23 protein-coding genes are annotated in these 22,241 nt (G+C 62.2%); 22 read left to right on the top strand and 1 reads right to left on the bottom strand.

The window, feature by feature from the left end:
- Nucleotides 1-24: 24 nt before the first annotated feature.
- From rsxA to QZ648_RS19385, 16 genes are all read left to right on the top strand, one after another.
- Nucleotides 25-609: an electron transport complex subunit RsxA gene (rsxA, locus tag QZ648_RS19460; RefSeq protein ID WP_169067335.1), complete on the top strand. Its 585-nt coding sequence runs from the start codon at nt 25-27 to the stop codon at nt 607-609.
- A 13-nt stretch (nt 610-622) separates the two neighbouring features.
- The gene (rsxB, locus tag QZ648_RS19455; RefSeq protein WP_169067334.1) at nt 623-1,174 is read left to right on the top strand and encodes an electron transport complex subunit RsxB; all 552 of its coding nucleotides are present in this window, start codon (nt 623-625) and stop codon (nt 1,172-1,174) included.
- A 108-nt stretch (nt 1,175-1,282) separates the two neighbouring features.
- Complete coding sequence (gene rsxC / locus QZ648_RS19450) at nt 1,283-3,121, top strand: electron transport complex subunit RsxC (RefSeq protein WP_291998065.1); 1,839 nt, start codon at nt 1,283-1,285, stop codon at nt 3,119-3,121.
- Complete coding sequence (locus QZ648_RS19445; RefSeq protein ID WP_169067333.1) at nt 3,118-4,143, top strand: RnfABCDGE type electron transport complex subunit D; 1,026 nt, start codon at nt 3,118-3,120, stop codon at nt 4,141-4,143. Before rsxC ends, QZ648_RS19445 begins: the two co-directional genes overlap by 4 nt.
- On the top strand, nt 4,140-4,838 hold the full coding sequence (gene rsxG, locus QZ648_RS19440; protein ID WP_291998030.1) for an electron transport complex subunit RsxG: 699 nt from the start codon (nt 4,140-4,142) through the stop codon (nt 4,836-4,838). The genes QZ648_RS19445 and rsxG overlap by 4 nt, the downstream gene beginning before the upstream one ends.
- Nucleotides 4,838-5,533, top strand: coding sequence for an electron transport complex subunit E (locus QZ648_RS19435; RefSeq protein ID WP_169067356.1), 696 nt, complete (start codon nt 4,838-4,840; stop codon nt 5,531-5,533). Before rsxG ends, QZ648_RS19435 begins: the two co-directional genes overlap by 1 nt.
- 21 nt (nt 5,534-5,554) lie before the next feature.
- A complete protein-coding gene (gene nth / locus QZ648_RS19430) occupies nt 5,555-6,208 on the top strand; it encodes an endonuclease III (protein WP_169067331.1) in 654 nt (217 codons plus the stop codon).
- The gene (locus QZ648_RS19425; RefSeq protein WP_169067330.1) at nt 6,205-7,377 is read left to right on the top strand and encodes an FIST C-terminal domain-containing protein; all 1,173 of its coding nucleotides are present in this window, start codon (nt 6,205-6,207) and stop codon (nt 7,375-7,377) included. Before nth ends, QZ648_RS19425 begins: the two co-directional genes overlap by 4 nt.
- On the top strand, nt 7,358-7,786 hold the full coding sequence (locus QZ648_RS19420; protein ID WP_169067329.1) for a DUF1841 family protein: 429 nt from the start codon (nt 7,358-7,360) through the stop codon (nt 7,784-7,786). Before QZ648_RS19425 ends, QZ648_RS19420 begins: the two co-directional genes overlap by 20 nt.
- A 94-nt stretch (nt 7,787-7,880) precedes the next feature.
- Nucleotides 7,881-8,723, top strand: a complete 843-nt coding sequence (locus QZ648_RS19415; protein WP_169067328.1) for a MoxR family ATPase — start codon at nt 7,881-7,883, stop codon at nt 8,721-8,723.
- A 35-nt stretch (nt 8,724-8,758) separates the two neighbouring features.
- Nucleotides 8,759-9,928, top strand: coding sequence for a VWA domain-containing protein (locus QZ648_RS19410; protein ID WP_291998029.1), 1,170 nt, complete (start codon nt 8,759-8,761; stop codon nt 9,926-9,928).
- Between the two features lie 847 nt (nt 9,929-10,775).
- Nucleotides 10,776-11,651, top strand: coding sequence for a phosphate ABC transporter substrate-binding protein (locus QZ648_RS19405; protein ID WP_291998028.1), 876 nt, complete (start codon nt 10,776-10,778; stop codon nt 11,649-11,651).
- Between the two features lie 90 nt (nt 11,652-11,741).
- On the top strand, nt 11,742-12,827 hold the full coding sequence (locus QZ648_RS19400) for a PhoU domain-containing protein (RefSeq protein WP_291998027.1): 1,086 nt from the start codon (nt 11,742-11,744) through the stop codon (nt 12,825-12,827).
- 1 nt (nt 12,828) lies between these two features.
- Nucleotides 12,829-13,776 (top strand): phosphate ABC transporter permease subunit PstC, encoded by a 948-nt coding sequence (pstC, locus tag QZ648_RS19395; protein ID WP_169067324.1) that lies wholly within the window; start codon nt 12,829-12,831, stop codon nt 13,774-13,776.
- 3 nt (nt 13,777-13,779) lie between these two features.
- Nucleotides 13,780-14,670: a phosphate ABC transporter permease PstA gene (pstA, locus tag QZ648_RS19390; RefSeq protein WP_291997356.1), complete on the top strand. Its 891-nt coding sequence runs from the start codon at nt 13,780-13,782 to the stop codon at nt 14,668-14,670.
- Nucleotides 14,671-14,896: 226 nt separating this feature from the next.
- Complete coding sequence (locus QZ648_RS19385; RefSeq protein WP_291998026.1) at nt 14,897-15,046, top strand: hypothetical protein; 150 nt, start codon at nt 14,897-14,899, stop codon at nt 15,044-15,046.
- A 93-nt stretch (nt 15,047-15,139) separates the two neighbouring features.
- Here the strand turns inward: QZ648_RS19385 and QZ648_RS19380 are convergent, their stop codons facing one another.
- Complete coding sequence (locus tag QZ648_RS19380) at nt 15,140-15,301, bottom strand: hypothetical protein (RefSeq protein ID WP_291998025.1); 162 nt, start codon at nt 15,299-15,301, stop codon at nt 15,140-15,142.
- Here QZ648_RS19380 and QZ648_RS19375 point away from each other — a divergent pair.
- The 6 genes from QZ648_RS19375 (at nt 15,294) to QZ648_RS19350 (ending at nt 20,157) form a co-directional block, all read left to right on the top strand.
- Nucleotides 15,294-15,503, top strand: coding sequence for a hypothetical protein (locus QZ648_RS19375; RefSeq protein ID WP_291998024.1), 210 nt, complete (start codon nt 15,294-15,296; stop codon nt 15,501-15,503). The two genes, QZ648_RS19380 and QZ648_RS19375, sit on opposite strands and share 8 nt — an antisense overlap.
- Nucleotides 15,504-15,640: 137 nt before the next feature.
- Nucleotides 15,641-16,270: an ATP-binding cassette domain-containing protein gene (locus tag QZ648_RS19370; RefSeq protein WP_366144204.1), complete on the top strand. Its 630-nt coding sequence runs from the start codon at nt 15,641-15,643 to the stop codon at nt 16,268-16,270.
- 6 nt (nt 16,271-16,276) lie between these two features.
- On the top strand, nt 16,277-16,405 hold the full coding sequence (locus QZ648_RS19365) for a hypothetical protein (protein WP_291998023.1): 129 nt from the start codon (nt 16,277-16,279) through the stop codon (nt 16,403-16,405).
- A gap of 3,245 nt (nt 16,406-19,650) precedes the next feature.
- Complete coding sequence (locus QZ648_RS19360) at nt 19,651-19,788, top strand: hypothetical protein (RefSeq protein ID WP_291998022.1); 138 nt, start codon at nt 19,651-19,653, stop codon at nt 19,786-19,788.
- Complete coding sequence (locus tag QZ648_RS19355; RefSeq protein ID WP_291998021.1) at nt 19,785-19,898, top strand: hypothetical protein; 114 nt, start codon at nt 19,785-19,787, stop codon at nt 19,896-19,898. Before QZ648_RS19360 ends, QZ648_RS19355 begins: the two co-directional genes overlap by 4 nt.
- A complete protein-coding gene (locus QZ648_RS19350; protein ID WP_291998068.1) occupies nt 19,861-20,157 on the top strand; it encodes a hypothetical protein in 297 nt (98 codons plus the stop codon). The genes QZ648_RS19355 and QZ648_RS19350 overlap by 38 nt, the downstream gene beginning before the upstream one ends.
- Nucleotides 20,158-22,241: the final 2,084 nt, after the last annotated feature.

Here is a 22,241-nt window from a genome sequence, read left to right as displayed (position 1 = left end):
CGCGGCCCACCGCCTACGCACATCATGACCCACTACCTGTTCATCATCATCGGCGCGGTCCTCGTCAATAACGTCGTGCTGGTGAAAATCCTCGGCCTTTGCCCGTTCATGGGCGTTTCCAAGAAACTGGAGACGGCTTTCGGCATGGGTGCGGCGACGACTTTCGTGCTCACCGTGGCCACCGGTGCCAGCTACATCATCGACCATTACCTGTTGATGCCTTTCGGCCTCGAATACCTGCGCACCCTGTCGTTCATCGTTACCATCGCCGCCGTTGTGCAGCTCACCGAAATGGTGATCCAGAAAACCAGTCCACTGCTGCATCAGGTGCTCGGCATTTATCTGCCGTTGATCACCACCAATTGTGCGGTTCTCGGAGTGCCCTTGCTGAACATTGCCAACAAGAATGACTTCGTCGAATCGCTGCTTTTCGGTTCCGGCAGCGCCGTTGGTTTTTCGCTGGTGCTGGTGCTCTTTGCCGGCATCCGCGAACGCGTCGAAGGCGCCGACGTTCCGGTCTACTTTCGGGGCACGGCGATTGCCATGGTCACGGCCGGGCTGATGAGCCTGGCGTTCATGGGTTTTGCCGGGCTGGACCGCTACCAGTGAGAGTGGACAGGCAATGATCACTGCCCTGGTAATCATGGCGCTCGGGGCCATCGTCCTCGGCGCGGCGCTCGGCTATGCGTCGATCAAGTTCAAGGTCGAGGGCGACCCGGTGGTTGACAAGATCGACGCCATCCTGCCGCAGACGCAGTGCGGGCAGTGTGGCTACCCGGGTTGCAAACCCTACGCGACGGCCATTTCGGCGGGCGAAGCCGACATCAACCTCTGTCCGCCGGGCGGTATGGATGGGGTGCGCAAACTCGCCGACCTGCTCGGCCGCGAAGTCAAACCACTGGACGCCGAGGAAAAGCCGAAACAGCTGGCGATCATCATCGAAGAGACCTGCATCGGCTGCACCCTGTGCATCCAGGCCTGCCCGGTCGACGCCATCGTTGGCGCCGCCAAGCAGATGCACACGGTCATCGAGTCCCTCTGCACCGGTTGCGAGCTGTGCGTCAAACCGTGCCCGGTCGAGTGCATCGAAATGCGGCCGATCACCGAAAACCTCGAGAACTGGAAATGGAAATACCCGGTGATCGAAATAAAGCCCGTCAAGCGTGCGGCCTGACGGTCATGAAAGTCATGACCGCCCCCCTCTTTCCCGACCCTTCTCCCGCAGCGCGGAGAAGGCCGATTCGTGAGTCGCGTACGCGACTTTCACGGTAAAGCGACGGCAATGCTGCAGCGACTGTTCAGCTTCAAGGGAGGCGTCAAACCGCAGACCCACAAGACGCCTTCGGTGCAGGAGCCGATCGCCGTGGCGCCGCTACCGTCGCGCCTCTACGTGCCGCTGCATCAGAGCATCGGGGGTGTGGCCAACCCGCTGGTCGAAGTCGGTGAGCGGGTACGCAAGGGGCAGGCGATAGGCGGTGCCGACGCCTGGCTGTCGGCGGCCGCGCACGCGTCGACTTCTGGCCGCGTGCTCGCCATCGAAGAGCATGTGGCCGCGCATCCCTCCGGTTTGCCGACGCTGAGCGTGGTCATCGAACCCGATGGTCGCGACGAGTGGGTGGAGCGCTCGCCGCTCGATCATCGCAGCCTGCCGCCCGAGCGGATCCGCGAGGCGCTTCGCGACGCCGGCGTCGTCGGCCTCGGTGGGGCGGTTTTTCCGAGTCACGCCAAGCTCACGGCGGCCGCAGGCGTGGCCGTGGAAGAACTGGTCATCAACGGCGCCGAGTGCGAGCCCTACATGAGCTGCGATGACGTCCTGATGCGCGAGCGCGCCGAGGAAGTCGTCCGCGGCATTGCCATCTTTCGCGACCTCCTGGCGGCGCGGCGGGTGCTGATCGGTATCGAAGACAACAAACCGGAAGCCGTCGCCGCCATGCAGCAAGCGGTGCAGGACGTTGGCGAAGACTATCAGGTCGTCGCCGTCCCGACCCGCTATCCGGCTGGCGGCGCCAAGCAGTTGATTCGCGTTCTGACCGGCAAGGAAGTCCCGGCCAGCAAGCGCTCGACCGAACTCGGCGTGCAGTGCTTCAACGTTGGCACGGTGTACTCGGCGTATCGCGCACTGGCCTTCGGTGAGCCGGTGATCTCGCGCATCGTCACCCTGGCCGGCAATCTCGAGCGACCGCGCAATTGGGAAGTGCGACTCGGCACGCCGCTGCGCGATCTGGTCGCGCTCGGCGGGCCGAAAGCCGACACTGATCGCTACCTGATGGGCGGGCCGATGATGGGCTTCGCCTTGCCGAGCCTGGACGCGCCGGTGGTCAAGGCGAGCAACTGCATCATCGCCGCGTCGCCGACGCTGTTCGCGCCGAGCCCGCCGGAGATGCCGTGCATTCGTTGCGGCGCCTGTGCCGAAGTCTGTCCGCATGAGCTGCAACCTTTCGAGTTGTACTGGTTCTCGCGGGCGCGCAACTTCGGCAAGACGCAGGAATACCACCTCTTCGACTGTATCGAGTGCGGCTGCTGCAGCTATGTCTGCCCTTCGCATATCCCCCTGGTGCAGTATTTTCGTTTCGCCAAGAGCGAGATCTGGTCGCGCGAGCGGGAAAAGAAAGGCGCCGACGCCGCCAAGGCGCGCTTCGAACTGCGCAACGCGCGCGAGGAGCGCGAACAGGCGGAGAAAGCGGCACGGCTGGCCAAAGGCGCTGCCGCGCGCGCAGCCGAGAAGCAGGCGCGCGCGGTAGCGGCGGTCGAGCCTGCGGTCGCTGACTCGGCTTTTAGTGTCGCCAGTCCGCAGCTGAAACCGGCCGACGCGCCTGCAGCAGTGGCCTCGACCGCGCTCGCCAGCCCTGCGCCTCCCGAAGCTCCCGAGCTTGATGCCGAAGCGATCAAGAAAGCAACCATCGTCGCGGCGATGGAGCGTGCGCGCGCCCAGCGCGCGGCGGTGCAACCGAGAAACACCGATCAACTGACTTTCGAGCAGAAGCGCCAGCTGGCTGCCGTCGATGCGAGGCGGGCCGCGTTGCAGGCAGAAGAGCGAGAAGGGGCGGCAGAGGCGGGCGCGGCGAGGGCATCCGTCGAAACGCCAAAACAGGTCGAAAAACAAGGGCCGATGGCCGAATGATGGATTTCAGTACGCCCCCCTATCTGTTGCAGGAGCGCATCAGCGTGCGCCGCGTCATGGTGCAGGTGTTGCTGGCCCTGTTACCCGGTGTTGCCGCCTACGTCTGGCTGATCGGCCCGGGCATCGTCGTGCAACTGGTGATCGCGACGCTGACGGCACTCGCCGGCGAGGCTTTGATGCTTGGCCTGCGGCGCAAGCCCCTGGCCCTGTTCCTGAGCGATGGCAGCGCCATCGTCAGCGCCTGGCTGATTGCCTTGAGCTTCCCGCCGCTGGCGCCGTGGTGGTTGATCGTCGTCGCTACGCTGTTGGCCATCGTCGTCGCCAAGCATCTCTATGGCGGCCTGGGCCAGAATCCGTTCAACCCGGCGATGGTCGCCTTTGCCGCCTGCATCGTCTCCTTTCCGGCGCTGATGTCGCAATGGCCGGCGCTCGGCCTGAAGCTTGGTTTTCTCGAGCAGTTGCAGATCATTGCCGGCCTGGCGCCACGCATCGACGTGATGAGCGGCGCGACGCCGCTCGATGCGCTCAAGACGGCGCTGAAGCTCTCCGATGGCAGCATTGATGTGCCGATGCTGCTGGCGACGCAGGAGGTTTTCGGCAATTTCGCCGGTCGTGGCTGGGAGTGGGTGGCCACCGGCTATCTGCTCGGCGGCCTGTGGTTATGGCAGCGCAAGCTGATCAGCTGGCACGCGCCCTTCGGTTTTATCCTCGGCTTGAGCTTGCTGGCGGCTGCGCTCTGGGCGTGGAACCCGCAGCAGTTCGCCAGTCCGGTCTTCCATCTCTTCTCCGGTGGCGCGTTGCTCGGCGCTTTCTTCATCGTCACTGACCCGGTTTCCGGTTGCACGACGCCGAAAGGCAAGCTCATCTTCGGTCTGCTCGCCGGCCTGCTGGCGTACATCATCCGCGTCTTCGGCGGTTTTCCGGATGGCGTCGCTTTTGCCGTATTGCTGATGAATCTTTGTGTGCCGCTGATCGACATGTATTCGCAGCCGCCGGTCTTCGGTCTGAAGAACGAGCCATGACGCCGCCACTCAAGACGCTCAGCGCCGCATCGATGGCCGTGCGCACGGCCATCGTCCTGTTCATTTTCGTCGTCGTCTTTACCGGCCTGCTGGCAGCCGCTTACCAGGCGACCGAGCCGGCCATCGGAGCCGCGGCAGCGGCCGAGAAAATGAAACTGATCGGCGAAGTTCTGCCGCGCGAGTTCTACGACAACGACCTGCTCAACGACCAGCGGCAGCTGCCGGCAAGCGCCGGGCTCGGCCTCGACGAGCCGTCGACGGCGTATCTGGGGCGCAAGAGCGGCAGCGCCAGCGCGCTGATCTTCGAAGCCGTCGCTGCGGATGGCTATTCCGGAAAGATTCGCCTGCTGCTGGCGGTGGCCGCCGACGGCAGGCTGCTTGGCGTGCGCGTCACGCAGCACAAGGAGACGCCCGGCCTCGGCGACTACATCGACCCGCGCAAGGACAAGAACAAGGAGCGGCCGTGGATCACCCAGTTCAACGATCTCTCTTTGGCGACCGTTTCCGAGCGCGAATGGGCGGTCAGGAAAGATCACGGTCGTTTCGACTCGCTCGCCGGCGCGACCGTCACGCCGCGCGCGGTGATCAAGGCAGTGCACAAGGCAATGCAGTACGTCGCCGAAAACCGCCAGCAGCTCTTTGCCAACCCTGAAGTGCCTGTACCCCCCTCAGCCAGCCCAGGAGGAAGCAAGTGATCGATCGCGAACAATTCCGCCAGATCGTGGACAACGGCGTCTGGCACCAGAACGCCAGCCTGATACAGCTGCTCGGACTATGCCCGCTGCTGGCGGTGACCACGACCCTGGTCAATGGGGTGATGCTCTCGCTGGCGACGATCATGGTCATGGCCGTGGCCAATGTCGCCGTTGCTGCACTGCGCAATCTGATCCCGCACGAGATTCGCATTCCTGTCTTCATCCTGGTCGTGGCCGCGCTGGTGACCGTCGTCGACCTGCTCTTCAACGCCTATTTCCACGAGCTGTATCTGGTTCTCGGTATCTTCATCCCGCTGATCGTCACCAACTGCATCGTCCTGGCGCGGGTCGAAGCTTTTGCCAACAAGAATCCGCCTCTGCAATCGCTGCTCGACGGCATCTTCATGGGCGTCGGCCTGCTATGGACCCTGGCCCTGCTCGGCGGCCTGCGCGAACTGATCGGCGGCGGCACGCTGTTTTCGGGGATCGACATGGTTTTCCCCGGCGCGCAGGGGCTGCAACTACTGCCGGCCGACTATCCCGGATTCCTGCTCGCCATTCTGCCGCCAGGTGCTTTCATTCTTCTCGGCTTCCTGATCGCCTGGAAGAACTGGGTCGAAGCGCGCGCCGCGGCGCGCAAGCCCGATTCCGGATCGGACCAGGCGTCGCCGCTGCCTCTTGCCGACGGCGCCTGAGCGCCAGCGAATCGTGCGCGGATGAATATCCAGCAGCGGCAACAACTCTTCGCGCGCCTACGCGCGGCCAATCCCGAGCCGACTACCGAGCTTGAGTACGGCACGACTTTCCAGTTACTGATTGCCGTCATCCTGTCGGCGCAGGCCACCGACAAGAGCGTCAACCTGGCGACGCGCAAGCTTTTCGCCGACGCGCCGACGCCGCAGGCGATGCTGGCGCTCGGCGAGGCGGGCCTGGCCGCGTACATCAATCGCATTGGTCTCTATCCGGGCAAGGCCAGAAACGTCACTGCCACCTGTCGGCAGCTGATCGAGCTACACGGCGGCGAAGTGCCGTCCGCGCGGGCGGCGCTCGAAGCTCTGCCGGGAGTTGGTCGCAAGACGGCCAACGTGGTCCTCAATACGGCTTTCGGCGAAGCGACGATTGCCGTCGATACGCATATTTTCCGGGTCGCCAACCGCAGCGGGCTGGCGCCTGGCAAAACGCCGCTGGCGGTTGAACGACAGTTGCTCAAGCGAGTTCCCGAGGAATTCCTGCAATCGGCACATCACTGGCTGATCCTGCACGGACGCTACGTGTGCAAGGCGCGCAAACCCGAATGCTGGCGTTGCGACATCGCCGATCTCTGCGCCTGGCCCGCGAAGACCGACCCCTTCGGAGCGCAGCTGCGATGAGCGTTGCCAGCGCGCTGGTCGCCGGCAACGATCCGCGGCCCGCTCTGGCGGAAGAAGCCTTGGCGCAGGCGCTGGCCAGGACCGGTGCCTGCCACGCCACGGGTGTGCTGTTGTTTCTGACGCCGGACTTTGCCCGGCACGCGCAGCAGACGGTCAGCGCAGTGGCCCGGGCAGCCCAGTGCACCGAGGTGGCCGGGGGCATCGCGGCGGGGGTCTTCAGTGAGTACGGCTGGGTACTCGACCGACCCGCGGCGGCGGTGATGGTCTTTGCGGGCGATCTTTCGCTGCATCATGGCCAAGGCGGCCTTGCCCTTGGCCACGCGGATCGGCAGGCCGTCCTGAGCTATGCCGGCGGCAGCTTCCCCTACCCGTGGGGCGACGCGACGAACAAGCGTTTCGGCGGCAGCTTCGCGGGTAGCGGCGGCGGCAGCGCTCCGACCGCCTGGCAGCACAGCCGTCTGGCGCCGAGCTGCAGCGTGCACCTGTGCGGCGCACAGGTCGACGTCGCTGTATCGAGCGGCTGGAGCCTGCTCGCCGAGGCACGGCCGATCGAGCGCAGCCGCGCCTATGACTTGCTGCAACTGGGTGGCGAAACTGCGCTCGACAGCCTCCTCGCCGCCTTGCCCGCAGACCTGCGCGAGCAGTCACCGCTGCCACTTGGCGCCCTGTCGGCCGTGCTCTTTGACGAGGACGGTGCGGGCAGCGCTGGCGCGGTCGCCAGCCTTGGCAGCACGCTCGCCAGTGAGGACGCTTTCGCGGCGGGTGCCTGGCATTCGACCGCCATTCTCTCCGCCAACGCGGCTGATCGCTCGGTGAGCCTGGCCGAAGGAAGCAAGCCGGGGCAGCGGCTGGCGTGGGCGATTCGCCGGCCGCAGTCGGCCGTAGACGATATGCGCCGCAGTGTCGGGCAACTGGCCGCTGTGGTTGCGAAACCCCTTGCCGGCCTGGTTTTCTCCTGTTTCGGTCGCGGCCCCTATTTTCATGGGGGCGACGACCGCGAGCTCGACTGCCTGCGGCAAAGCTTTCCCGGTCTGCCGCTGCTCGGTGTTTACGGAACCGGGCAGATCGCAGCCTGCGTCGCGGGTGGCAACCGTTCGCTGCACAACGCCGTGGTCACTGCCCTGATCAGTCACCCACCCCGGAGGCCCAATGTTCAATCCCAGTCGTGAGCAGGTACGGCAGTTCTTCTGTGGCGCCTGGCGCAAGCATCGCGAGCGCGCCGTCCTTGAAGGTGCAGAAGTGACTGCCGCCGATCTGATCGTCGAACACCCCGAATATCACGCGCTGCTCGAAAACCCGGAGCTGGCGGTGGCGCAGGATTTCACACCGGAAAGCGGGCAGATGAATCCCTTCCTGCACCTCTCCCTGCACCTGGCCGTCGCCGAGCAGATCAGCATCGACCAGCCGCCGGGCATCCGTGCCGCCTACCAGGTGCTGCGCGGACGCCTCGAAGTCCATGCCGCCGAACATGCCATCCTCGAGTGTCTCGGTGAGGCGCTGTGGCGTTCGCAACGTGACGGCAGCGCCATCGATGGCATCGCCTACCTGGATTGTGTGCGGCGTGCCGCGGGCGCCTGAGGCCTGCCACGGCGGGCCCGCAAAGCGCGGCAGCAAACCCCGCTCAACGCTTTGCGGGTAGAATCGGCCAGTTGCTTCGCGAGGAACATCTCCCATGCGCTTTTCCGGCTCCGACAAATACGTCACCACCGGTGACCTGACGCTGGCGGTCAATGCCGCCGTTACCCTGCAGCGGCCGCTGCTGATCAAGGGGGAGCCGGGTACCGGAAAGACAATGCTCGCCGAAGAGGTCGCCGCCGCGCTCGGGCGGCCACTCTTCCAGTGGCACATCAAATCGACGACCAAGGCGCAGCAGGGCCTTTACGAATACGACGCCGTTTCGCGCCTGCGCGACTCGCAGCTCGGCGAGGCCAAGGTCGCCGATATCGGCAGTTACATTCTCAAAGGCGTGTTGTGGCAGGCCTTCGAATGTGAAACGCCGTCGGTGGTGCTGATCGACGAAATCGACAAGGCCGACATCGAGTTCCCCAACGATCTGCTGCGCGAACTCGACCGCATGGAGTTCTTTGTCTACGAGACGCGTCAGAACGTTCGTGCCCGCCACCGGCCGGCGGTGTTCATCACCTCGAACAATGAAAAGGAACTTCCCGACGCTTTCCTGCGCCGCTGCTTCTTCCACTACATCAAGTTCCCCGACAGGGAGACCATGAAGCGCATTGTCGACGTCCATTTCCCGGGCCTGAAGCCCGCCTTGCTGCGTGAAGCGCTGGAAGTGTTCTTCGAACTGCGTGAAATCCCCGGCCTGAAGAAGAAGCCTTCGACCTCGGAACTGCTCGACTGGCTGAAGTTGCTGCTCGCCGAGGACATCCCGCCGGAAGCCTTGCACAGCAAGGACAACAAGAGCGCCATCCCGCCGCTGCACGGGGCACTGCTCAAGAACGAGCAGGACGTGCATCTCTTCGAACGACTGATTTTCATGGCCCGCCAGAACCGCTAAGTGGCGATGCGCGAATGCAATAGGCGCTAGCGACGATGCTGATCGATTTCTTTCTTCACCTCAAGGAGAATCGCCTGCCGGTGTCGATCAAGGAGTTCCTGGCCTTGCTCGAAGCGCTGCAGCAGCACGTCATCGAGCACAGCCTCGATGACTTCTACGTCCTCTCGCGCGCGATTCTGGTCAAGGACGAGACGCACTTCGACAAGTTCGATCGCGCCTTCGGTGAGTACTTCAAGGGCGTCGAAGCGCTGCCCGGGATGGAGGCACTGATTCCCGAAGAGTGGTTGCGGCAGGCGGTGAAGAAACACCTCAGCGACGCCGAACGCGCCAAACTCGAGAAACTCGGCTGGGACAAGCTGATGGAGACTTTCAAGAAGCGTCTCGCCGAGCAGAAGGAACGCCACTCCGGCGGCAGCAAGTGGATCGGCACAGGTGGCACTTCGCCCTTCGGGCACGGTGGCACACATCCCGAGGGCATCCGTGTTGGCGGCAAGAGCGAGAACCGCTCGGCAGTCAAGGTCTGGGAAAAGCGCGAGTATCGCAACCTCGACGACAGCGTCGAGATTGGCACGCGCAACATCAAGATTGCTTTGCGTCGCCTGCGCCGTTTTGCTCGCCAGGGCGCGCCCGAGGAACTGGATCTGGAAGGCACCATCGCCGGTACCGCGCGCAACGCCGGCTGGCTCGACCTGCGCCTGCGGCCCGAGCGTCACAACGCGGTCAAGGTGCTGCTGTTTCTCGATATCGGCGGCTCGATGGACGATCACATCCGCGTCTGCGAGGAACTCTTCTCGGCCTGTCACAGCGAGTTCAAGCATCTCGAGTACTACTACTTCCACAACTGCGTCTACGAATACCTGTGGAAGGACAACCGCCGCCGTCACAGCGAGCGCATCGACACCCACGACGTGCTGCACAGGTACGGCAACGACTACAAGCTGATTTTTGTTGGCGACGCGGCGATGAGTCCCTACGAGATTCTGCAGCCCTGGGGCAGCGTCGAGTACAACAACGCCGAGCCGGGTGCCACCTGGCTGCGCCGCCTGACCGACACCTGGCCGCACGCCATCTGGCTCAACCCGGAGTCGGAACACGCCTGGCAGTACCGGCAATCGACTTCGCTGATCCACAACCTGATGGGCGGGCGCATGTTCCCGCTGACGCTCGACGGGCTGGAGCGCGGGATGCGTCTGCTCAGCAAGTAGGCGCGGCGACGGCGTCCTCGACGGCGTTTGTCGCGCCTGCGGGAGGAGGCCTGATGGTCGGCCCAAGGCGATCGACTCCCTCTGCGCTCGCCTTTTCCTTGCCTGCCTGCAACGGCGGCTGCCGTTCTTGACGCGCTTGTTGGCGGCGCTGCGCCTTTCCTTCCGACCCCTACCAATCGCCGCCTTGTGTCGCCTTTAAGTGCGCTGTGTTCAATGTTTTTCGCATGATTTGCGTTTCCGGAAAAGTCGAAACGTGGGCTCAACGATGCAGGCCTCCCGTGACTGCCGCAGAACGTTCCAATGTCATGAGCCTTGGAGAATCTGCGAGAAATCGCGGGCATCGGGCAGATCTCTGGGAACGGCCTGTAAGCCCATGAACAAGAAGCTTTAGATATCCGTAGTGACGATTAAATAGAGTCCGTTTCGTGGCCGCGGCACTGCTTCCCGTGCGGAAAGCGTTCTGGCCGCGGCCTGCCGTTTACAGCATTTTGTCAATTAAAGTAGTTAATCAGATGTGGGATGAGCTTCTCCTCATTTATTGTATTTTGTAAATGATCATAACATTTGTGTAGTTACGAAAAATATTGTGTAAAAACAATGCGATAGATGTTTATAACTGCATATGAAGATATTTTGTCCGCAGCATAAAATGCGCTGAGCATTAATCTTTCGCCGCTGCTGCTTGCAGCAGGCTGGCCAATTTTTATTATTATTTGCTGCCTCTAGGGGGCTTGTCAGATCGAATTTTTCTGATAATCTTCGTCGCGCAAATGCTTCGCGTCACCTCTGAAGTCTTTGATCTGCATCTAAAGACTTCAAAAAATTTCCCACCCTTGGAGAGTCCCAAATGACTTCGAAATCGATGTTTTTGAGCGTCAGTCTTGCCGTCGCCGCTGCCCTGGCGTCAGGTGCCGTTTCTGCACGAACCGAGATCCAGAACAAGGGCTCGGACACCCTGGTCAACGTGGCCCAGTCGTGGGCCGAGCAATACGGCAAGATCAATCCGGATGTGGCCGTCGCGGTTTCCGGCGGCGGGTCGGGTACCGGCATCGCAGCAATGATCAACGGCACCGTGGACATCGCCAACTCCAGCCGCAAGATGAAAGACAAGGAAATAGCCGAGGCCAAGGCCAAAGGTCACGATCCGGTCGAGCACGTGGTCGGCTACGATGCCCTGGCTATCTTCGTACACAAGAACTTTCCGCTCAATACCTTGAGCATCCCGGAACTGGCCAAGATCTACGGACGTGACGGTGGGGCGACCAAGTGGAGCGATCTGGGGATCACCATTCCAGGCTGCAAGGACGAGATCGTCGTCGTCAGCCGGCAGAACAACTCGGGCACCTACGCCTACTTCCAGGAGGCCGTTCTCGGTGAGAAGGGCAAGTTCCGCCAGGGGACACTGGACATGCACGGCTCCAAGGATGTCGCCGACCTGGTCGAGAAGACGCCTTGCGCGATCGGTTACAGCGGCCTCGCCTACGCTACCGATCACCTGAAGGCATTGTGCATCGCGCCCGAGAAAGGCAAGCCCTGCGTCATGCCGACCGAGGATACCGCTTTCGACGGCACCTATCCGATCGCCCGTCCGCTGTTCATGTACACCGATGGTCAGCCGAAAGCCGACACCAAGAAATACATGGACTGGATCAAGAGCGACGTTGGCCAATGCATCGTTGCCAAGGAAGGCTACGCGCCAATCAAGAAAGTCAGCTGCAAGTAAGTCATACGCCATCGCGGGCGCGGGGACGGGGAGTCCTTCGCGCCCGCTCTGAAATCTGTGTTCCGTTAGCGCTGTGGGGAGCCGCAAGCAATGAGCCATTACGAAGAACGTCTCGAGAGAGACCTGTCCCTGATCAAACAACAAGCGACCCTGCTGGCCAAGCGCGTCGACGCTGCCCTCGCTGCTGCGGTACGTGCCCTGCTGAGCGGTGATGACAAGCTCGCCTATGCGACAGTCCTGGGAGATCAGCGGATCAACGCGGAAAATCGCAAGCTGGACAAGATGTGCCACGCGTTCATCGGCGTGCACCTGCCGAGCGCCGGGCATTTGCGCCTGATGACGGCGATGATTCACGCCAACGTCGCGCTGGAGCGCGTCGGCGACTACGCGGTGACCATCGCCCGCGAATCGGTGCATCTCGCCAAGCGCCCCGACGCGTTGATCAAGCGCGAGGTCGAATTGCTCGCCGGCGAGTCGCGGCAGATGTTCAAGCAGGCGATGTGCGGCTTCATCGACGGCAATGCCGAGAAGGCCAGGGCGACGATGATCATGGCCGATCAGGTCGAGCGCACTTTTGATGTGGTTTTTGCCGACCTGGTCAATGCGGGCGAGAACTTCAGCATCGAGGATCTCTTTGCCTACCTGGGCGTTTTCAATTCGCTCGAACGGGTGTCGGATCAGGCCAAGAACATCTGCGAGGAAACGGTGTTTGCGGTCACCGGCCAGACCAAGGCGGCCAAGGCTTTCCGGATCCTCTTCCTTGACGAGGACAACACCCTGCTCGGACCGATCGCCGAGACCGTTGCTGGCAAGATTGCTTCCGGAGGTGGTGAGTTCCGCAGCCTGGGCCGTCAGGCTGGCGCGATGCTGCCGGAGGTGGTCGGCTTGCTCCAGGAGTCGGGGGTCGACCTGGCTCGCCACCGACCAAAGGCGATGAATCTGAGCCTTCAGGATCTCGCCGATTTCCACGTCATCGTCAGCCTGCAGGGGCCAGTCAAGTCATACGTGGACAACGTGCCCTTCCACACCGCGGCGCTGGAGTGGGATGTCGGCGGCGTGGTTGCGGCGGAACTTCCCGAGGATCAGCGACGCGAGCGCTACGCAGCGCTGAGTCGCGAGATCGCCGTGCAGGTGAGCAATTTGATGACCACCCTGCGGGGCGAGGAGGCCGACTGAGATGGCCAACAGCAACACTGTACCCGGCGCCGCAATGGCCGCCGGCGGGGCTGGCACGTTCGATCGTCGCGATCTCGACTGGTATGTAGACAAGGCCGTCCAGGCCATCGTCTTCCTCTGCGGTATCTCGGCGATCGTCTTCGTCCTGGGAATCTTCATCTTCGTCTTCAAGGAAGGCATCGGCTTCATCCTCCACCACATGAACGTCCGGGAGTTCTTTCTCACGCCGTACTGGTTCCCGAGCGACGCCGACGCCCCCGAGTACGGGATCCTGGCGCTGATGGCCGGTACCGCCAGTGTCACCGGTCTGGCGATGCTGGTCGCCGTGCCGTTTTCGCTCGGCGCGGCCATCTACATTGCCGAGTTTGCCAGTGGCAAGACCCGTGAAACCTTGAAAGTGCTGGTCGAGTTGCTGGCGGCCATTCCGTCGGTGGTCTGGGGCTTCATCGGCCTGGTGATCATGAACCCCTTGATCATCAAGTGGTTCGACGTGCCGGTGGGTCTCTGCGTGCTCAACGCCGGCATCATCCTTGGTTTGATGGCTGCGCCGATCATGACCTCGATCGCCGAAGATGCGCTCAAGGCGGTTCCCGATCGCTACCGTGAAGCCGCCGAGGCGATGGGCGCGACGCGCTGGCAGGTGACCTACAAGGTGGTGCTGCCGGCGGCCAAGAACGGCCTGCTCGGTGGCGTGCTGCTCGGGGTCGGACGGGGCTTCGGAGAAACGATGGCCGTGCTGATGGCTACCGGACACGCGGTCAATATTCCCGACAGCGTCTTCGACTCGGTGCGCGCGCTGACCGCCACCATCGCCGCTGAGTTGGGTGAAACGGTGGTCGGCGGCGAGCATTATCAGGCGCTGTTCACCATCGGCATTCTGCTTTTCCTGGTTACCTTCACCGTCAACCTGACCGCCGATCTGATCGTGCGCGGCATTCGCAAGGGATAGAAAATGACAACTGCCAATGCAGCCATGTTCCAGGCGAGCAGCCTGAACCACCGCAATGCCAGGGTTCAGAGCCTCTATAGAATGCTCTTCGGCTTGATGACCCTGATGTTGATTGCGCCGGTACTGATCATTCTCGGAACCCTGATTCACAAGGGTGGCGGGGCGATCTCCTGGGAGTTTCTGTTCACCGCGCCAACCGACGGCATGCGTACCGGCGGCGTCCTGCCGGCGCTGCTGGGCACCGTCTGGCTGGTGATGGTGGCGCTTCTGCTGTCGGTCCCGATCGGCATCTTCGCGGCGATCTACCTCAGCGAGTACGCCGGCGACAACTGGTTCACGCGGGTGATCAATCTGGCGATCATCAACCTGGCCGGCGTGCCGTCGATCGTGCATGCCCTGTTCGGGCTCGGCGCCTTCGTCATCTTTTTCAAGTTCGGGACGAGTATCCTGGCGGCCAGTCTGACCCTGGCGGTGATGACCATGCCGGTGGTCATCGTTGCTACCCGAGAATCGCTGCAGTCGGTACCGCCGGCGTTTCGCGAGGCTTGCTGGAACATGGGTGCGACGCGCTGGCAGACCATTCGCAAGGTGGTGCTGCCGAACTCGATCACCGGCATTCTGACCGGCGTGATCCTCGAGGTTTCGCGTACCGCTGGCGAGACCGCGCCGATCATGTTTACCGGGGCGGTGTTCTTCACGCCATTCCTGCCGCAAAGCGTTTTCGACCAGACCATGGCCTTGTCGTTGCACCTGTTTGTTGCCGCGACCCAGGTTCCGGGGATCGCCGAAGAGGTTCCGTTCGGTATCGCTCTGGTACTCATCGGACTGGTGTTGTTGATGAACAGCGCGTCGATCGCGTTTCGCATGTGGCTCAGGGGGAAGAAGAAATGGTAAGTCAAGGCGCGCAAAGCGCTCTCGAACGGGCCCCGGTGGCTGCTGGCCAAACCAACGCCGCTTCCGGTGAGCCGCGGATCAAGTTGGCGGTCAAGGATCTGACTATCAGTTACGGCAAGGCGGTGGCCCTGAAGGACGTCAACCTGGAGATACGCGAGCACGAAATTTTCGGCATCATTGGCCCGCCAACGCCGGCAAGACCTCCTTCCTCAAGGCGGTCAACCGCATGGACATGTTCACTACAGGGATGCGCGTGGCCGGCGAGATCCAGTTCAACGGTCTGGATACCCGCCACCTGAAGAACGTCTATGCGCTACGTAGCCGGATTGGCGTCGTCTTTCCCTTGCCGGTCCGGTCTGCCGATGACCGTCTATGACAACGTTGCCCTGTCGCCGCGCCTGCGCGGGATCAAGGGAAAGAGCCGAGCTGGACCGTAATCGTTGCAACGCTGCATGACCCGTGCGGCCCTCTATGGGACGAAGTCAAGGATCGTCTGAGTGCGCTTGGCAGCCTGCTTCTCCGGCGGCCAACAGCAGCGGCTGACGATTGCCAGGCCTTGTCGCAGGAGCCAGACCTGTTGATGCTCGACGAGGTTCTCGATCGCCGTCGACCCGGTCACCACGATGCGCATCGAAGATGTGCTCAAGGAGCTGCGCAAGGAAGTGACCATCATCCTGGTTACCAACCTGGTGCAGCAGGCGCGGCGTTTGGCCGACCGCACCGCGTTCTTCCTGAACAGCGAGTGCGTCGAGATCGGGGTCACCGAGGATTTGTTCACCGGCGAGGTGAAGGACCAGCGGACGCGTGATTACGTAGAGGGACGCTTCGGCTGAGCCCAATACCGCGCCACGCTGCTTGCCACTGTATTGACTGAATGCCAACGAAGGACACAACGAGATGACCGCCGTTCAAGCCGCTGCTTGCAGCAGCCAGCTCCAGAATACGCCATTGATACCAAAAAACTGAACCTCTGGTACGGGACTTTCCAGGCCCTGTACGATGTCGACCTGCGCATCCGCCAGGGCATGATCACCTCGATGATCGGCCTTCGGGATGCGGCAAGAGCACCTATCTGCGCAGCGTTAACCGCATCAATGAGCGCCTCGCTACGTGCGCATCGAAGGTAGCAGTCGATGTCATGGGCCAGAACATCTACGACCCCGGCGTCGAGTTGATACAGGTGCGCAAACAGGTGGTGATGGTCTTTCAGCGCCCCAATCCGCTACCCGTTTCGATTCGCGACAATATCCTCTTCAGTCACCGTCTGCACGCCAAGGGTGGTGGTGACGTACACCAGGGCACCTCCCGACGAAATCGTCGAGGAGGTCCGCTGCGCACCGTGCTGTTGTGGGACAAGGTCAAGGATCGGCTCAAGCGCAAGGCTACCGAGTTGTCGCTCGAAGAGCAGCAAAAGCTCTGCATCGCGCGTTTGTTGCCGGTGAAGCCGAAGTTGCTGCTGATGGACGAGCCGTGCTCGGCGCTCGACCCCAAGGGTACCGAAAGCGGTCGAGGAACTGCTCTGGGAGCTGCGTGGCCAATACACCGATTCTCATCGTCCACCCACAACATGGCGCAGGCGCGCCGCGCCAGCGAGGAATGATCGTTCATGCTGATGGGCAAGGTCGTCGAGCACACGCTGACCGAGGAGATGTTCGTGACCCCGATCCACAAGGAGACTTCCGACTACATCGAAGGGCCGTTACGGCTGAGCGCGCAGGCCCGGCACCCATTATGAGAACGGCCCGCGCTGCCGGGACGGTGTTGCGTTGGGGCTCAACGCTGGCAAGCCCTCGCTTGCCAAGTCCGGGAGAACTGCCCTAGACTCGAGGCGGTTACAGACCATAGTTCAAACAGCCGTCAAGGCACTGTCCGGCGCAGACGGGCCAACCTAACGGAGGAAAAAAAAAACGATGGGCCATATCGATTGTCAAGGCGAGGCGAGAAGCCTTTTCAGCTCGTGAGCGCGACAGCTGCGTTGGACGCGGTGAGCAATGCGCCGGTGACAATGCGGCGCGAAAGAAAGCTGGACGTTATGAACGACCGTGCCGCCGTGATGCGATCGAGCTTACATCAACAGCCGGGCTGACGGTCGCCGGGCGGACCGTGACTTTCGATGGGGCGCAGCAGGTGCGATGCATAGAGTTTTCACGAGGGGGTCGCGGCGATAAGAGCAGCAGGAGATAGCGTCCTGATCTGCTGTGGGCAGTGAATGGCGTTACCGGGTCAATCTGACATGCTGTGTGAGTACCAGAGCGCGCCGGAGAGCGCTCGATTCTATACGTCGTCAGGCGAACAACCCTGTCGAGAATTGCAAAGCTGCACTAGACGACCGATCCTCAGAAACAAATACATGGTCATTTTCGAGGCCAACAAACCGCTGCTACGGTCATCCGGAAAAGATCTATCCCGGTCCAGAGTGGCTTGCGGAATTCTCCCTCGGACTTGAGCGAATTGCGCGCTGGCCGGCTAGGGCAGGCGTCCTGCCGCAGCGTCTGTTCTGCGGCCGGGAGGGGGGGGCCAGGCGATCGTGCATAGCGCGCACCCTTTGATCTGCACGCCGCCCTGCGTGAGTAGGGTCGTGCCCGCATTAGCCCCCCAGTCAGCAGGCCAAAGGGATTGTTCAAGCACCGCCAGGAGCCTATGGTCAGGCGCATAGCGCGCTTGTTACTGCCGGGTAGAGGACGACGATCCGATTGCTGTTATGCCCAGCGGTGATAGCCGGCGCCATCGACGAAGCGTCGGCCGATCTGCGCCAGGCCGTCTGACGACAACCATGAAAGAAGACATGTTACCCGGCAGGCGCTACCGAGGCAGGCCTGCGGCATCATAAAGGTAAGCCTCGTCGGCCGGTATTCCGCGGCGAATACGCGGACTTTGCCTTCTACAAACGGGCTCTGTTTGGTTGGGGCGGTTTTGCATCGAAGCGTAGCGGTAGCCTTTGGCGGTCGCGCATGGCGATGCAAGGGGCCAAGGAAGGTGCTGGAGAAGTTTCGCCGGCGCGTCGAGCTACGCGCAGCGCATTTGATGAACGGTGTTTGCTCGCTGCTGCAGCATTGGCATGGGGGTAGGAGACCGAGATCATGGAGTGCCCGGATAGTCTGGCAGTGGACGAAGCGAATCAGCCGTCGGAGCGAGCCACTGGCGTAGAAAGACGCCAGCCGCTCATCACCGCCCCCCCCGTGCGACGACCGTGTCCTGGCCTCTGAAAAACGCAACGCGGTCGTAGCGCAAGCCGTCGAGCGCGATCGATGAGGCCCGCCTTGGCGAGCGTTCAGCCTGGGCGCGCAGTTCGGCTACGAAGGAGAGCTGCGGCCCACAGGAGGGCGAATGCAAGGACGTGAGCGCCCCGCCGGATCGAGCCTTCGGCACAGTATAGGGGCCGCAGCAAGCACGCACGGAGCCGCGCACAGCTTCGAGTGGCGCGACCTGAACTGACACCGCCATGTAGGCAACCGAGGAGATGCCGGAGAGACGGTGAGGCTCGCTCAATTCGGACGCCAGCGTGGCAGTGCTGCACTGTGGCTGGGGTTCGGCTGCGCGGTCCGCGTTTCGGTGCTCAGCAAGGGAAAACGAGAGCGCGCTGGCGAGGCTGCCACAAGACGGTTTGCTGTGGTATGGTGGCGGGAACGACCATGACGATCGGAGAGAGAATGAACAATGGGGTGAATGATTAGCAGCTCGTCTTGACGAGACACAGACGGGCGGGCGGGCAACGCCCCTGATCTTATCGCTGCGTGGCTGAAGTTGCCGATTCGAGGGATTCGCCGCAGACCTTGTTTGAACGCGGTCGGGGCGCCCCTAACTAGGCGATGGCCTCACTCCTCCACCGCGCTTGTCGCGGCTCGCAGCGCCCAATACTCCAGTCGAATGACTCCAAGCTTCCCCTGGGCGGGACCACCATCTTCAGGTTATGTCGAAGCTCGCCGCGGACTGCGGGCAAATCAAATCTGTCGCAGGGCGGGGCTTTCCTGATTTTCAGGCCGAGCGGCACTCTTTGAAGCAACTTCACGGGCCATGCCTGCCGGTCGTAACCAGTACCCGGCGAGGCCGGGTGGGCGAATGCGCGTGGCCATCGCGACAAGGTGGCCGCGCTCTATGGCAGCGGACTACGACGTCGAAGACGAATCACGGTAAACGCCGGTGCCACGAGCCATCGTTCACGGCGATTGCGCCTTCGTGCGCAGCGCCGACGTGTGTCGGGTTCGAGCGGTCGATGACAGCTACGTGCGGCAATCGAAACGTGGGCTGGGGCCAAAGCCGTTAACGCGGCGCTGCGCTAGCCGGCCTAACGGCACGATTGGAAGCAGCTGCCATGCGCTCCCTGCTCAGTCCGCGCGCGGAGGATCACCTCAATTCAGCCCGCACAACCCGCGGAGCGGCAGCATGTTCGAACGCCCGACGATTGCGCACTGGCGAAAGGACCCGCGACACTCTATCGTCGTATCGCCGACGGAAGTTATCGAACACATCGTTTCGACGGTCGCATGCATCAAAGCGTAGCTGCGCATTGACCCGACACTGGCCGCACGGCGCATTCGTTGTTCGTCCTTCGGAAAGACCTATACATCACTGGGCTGGACGGTGGATAGTGCGGGGCCCTCGCGAATGATGCGCGAGTTTCGCAAGGTTCATCAGTTTCAACGTGGGTTACGTCAATACGCCGTGCCAGCTGGGATTGCCGAGTACATGCGCGACGCTCGCGAACATCTCCCCCCCGGTATGGCGGCGTTATAGACGGGAAGCGGGAGTTCTTCGCGCAGCTGGCGCTCAGCTTCGAAACGCTCCACTGACCCGCGGCACCTACTCCCAATGGCGCGGTACGCGACATTGCCGACCTGCCGGACCAGGAGTTTGCTCGCTGGATGACCGGGAGGTCGGTTGTGGCGGTTATTCCCGGTGTCGGTATTTCAACCCGAGGGCTGTGACGAAAACGCGTCGTACGCTTCTGTTTCGCCAAGCAGAAGCAACCTGGCGCCGCCGGTGAAAAAACTGCGCGGCTATGACCGGCGCCACGATGAATTCCCGTGCCGCGGAGCCGGTGTCCTTCGGGTAAAACACCAAGGAGAAATGAGGAGCATGATGCAGGAGTTCAAAGAGTTCGCCATGAAGGCAACGTGAGGGATCTTGCCGTTGGCGTGATCATCGGCGGTGCCTTTGGCAAGATTGTGATCCGTCGTCGCCGATTTGATCATGCCGTTGGTCGCCTCATCATGGGCGGGAAAGTTTGATTTTCGCGGGACTGTTCTGGTGATGTGCAACGGTGCTCCGAAGGGACGGCGAAGACAGCGGATGCGCTCAGGACGGCGCAGGTTCCCGTTTCGCTATGGCAGTTTCCTGACAATCCTGGTCAACTTCATCATTCTTGCCTTTCATCTTCATGATGATCAAGAAGTGAATCGTCTGAAGCGGAGCGAAGCCGCCGGCTCAGACTTGCCGCGCCTGCCCGAGAGATGTGATGCTCTTGCGCGAGATTCGCGGCAGGACTGAAGAGTATGTCAGCGACCGGGGGCAGGGACGGCGCGTAAATGGCCAATCCCTGCCAGCGCGTATCGCCGACAGGGCTGCCGTGACGAATAGCCACTCTGCAGTTCGCCAGGATGCGCAGGCAGTTACCGCCACTCGTCAGTTCGCGTGTCCCGTGCTGGCGTTCCCGGCGAGACCAGGCCGTCAGCTGTCGGGGTCGATGTATTTGCGGAAAGCGGCTGTTGACTCCTGTTCCGGGCGTCAGCGCCATGACTAGCGCGCGAAGTCTCGGAAGTACAGCCAGTCTGACAGAGCGGTTAGAGAAGGGAGATCTTCCAGCGCGCGGGCAACGGCGCTGTCCTGTGAGCGAGAGACGGCGCGTGCTTCGAGATTCCCGTATTGGCCTCGGCAAACTCTTCAGCCGTGAAGCCGTTCGCGGCAGCGCGCGCGTCGCTCCTCGAGGAAGGCGAGCGCTGGCGCGATACAGGTTCTGCGGTGCTGCCATAGACGGCAAAGACCAGCCGACAGATTTTGCGCCTACCATCGCAAGGACGAAGACGCGCTGTAGATGAGGCCGTCTTTCTGGAGCAGGCGATCCATAAGGCGGTCGAAAGTCCACGCTATGCCGCCAAAAAATACTGTTTGACGTACAGGGCAGGTGTGTCGTCGTCGTCGAAACTCAGCTTCAGATAGACAAGCGCGCGCAGGAAGGCGTGTCTCTTGTCGGAGGGTGTCGATGCGAGGCGTTGCGGCGTAACGGCGACGATATCGCGATCATACGCGGGCGCGTACGCGATCGCGAGACGTAATCGGGAAGAGTTGCTTGAGCTCGGCGCTGATCGCCGCTTCACGAAATCGCGACCAACGAGGCTATTTCGCCACGCGCCCGTGACATAGCTCGCAGGTGATAGGCGACAAGCTGCCGAGCGTCGTCGCCGAGATGGGCGAGCGTTCGCGAGTTGCGAATGGTTAGAGAGGGTCACCGGGCGGGGAGTGTGTTGAAGTGCGAGGCCCAGAGCGTCACTGGAGAGTGTCTTGCGGTGGTTGTCGAGTGGGGCCTGCAGCGCAGTCAGCTCGTCTGGTGTTTCAGTTCGTCGAATTCGCGCCGGGAAGATCGGCCTCTTTGAGACAACAGGGCGACCAGCCCTGGACGCTTACCGGTAGCTGCTCACGGGTGGTTCAAACTGAGTCAGGTCGCGCGATTTTCAGGCGAGGGAATCGTCGGCGAGCTGCTGGCGGTTAGTTGGCAAAGCCGCGGTGAGCTATGGCCTCGCCACAGTGTGTGCCACGGCCATATCCCGGATTGCGAGCGATGTAGTCTTCACCACCCAGCGGAAGCTCATAGGCCCGTGGACTGTCTGGCCGCGGTTTCTTTTTCGCGAGCAGCGCCACTGGCACGTCGCCGACGCTCGGCCGTTGCGAGCGTTGGTTTATGCTTCTCATGCGACGCTTCGAAGGTTTCACCGGCGTCTCCCTTTTCACTGCCCTTGAAGTTAGCCGTGAGTTCCACGCGGGCGGGGCGGGCGGAATCTCGGCGCGCTGCGGTGATCTTCGGGAAGAAAATGACGACGAAACGCGGTTGTCACGCACCAAAAATACTCGCCGCGGCGGCGTCGCACCTGCGCGGCGTGATCTGGTCGAGAGGAGCACGGGCATAGAAGAACAGCCGCCAGTACCGAGCGCGATGTACTCGGAAAGCAGGGACGGCGAACACTTCGGGTGGCCAGCGCACGTTTCGTAGGCGGTGCGCGGCGCTGTCTCGGACGACGCGGCCGAGCTCGTATGGCGGTCGCCGTCGCGAGCGAAACCGCCTTCAAGGGAATGCGATAATCTTGTCGCGCACGCGCTACAGCGATCCGCCTCTGGTCACCATCTCAGCAAAAACAACGAGCCGGGTTCGCGGCCGCGATGATAGGCAAGACCTGGGGACAGAAGGGTTGACAGCTAATTGGTAGAGGCGGACATTCGGAGTCCGTAGCCAAGGTATCTTCGGGCCATGATAACGCTTCGGAGCACGGCGTGCAGGTCGGATGGTTGGATAGGCGAGGGTCCGCAGTTGCACATCTCGCCCTTGCGTGGCGAACGACGAAGCTGCGCTCGCCGTCGGC

This window comes from Candidatus Accumulibacter sp. ACC012 (genome assembly GCF_907163155.1).
GTDB classification, from domain to species: domain Bacteria; phylum Pseudomonadota; class Gammaproteobacteria; order Burkholderiales; family Rhodocyclaceae; genus Accumulibacter; species Accumulibacter delftensis.
The sequence above is the reverse complement of the archived record's forward strand: the minus strand, read 5'-3'. Positions and strand labels throughout refer to the sequence as shown.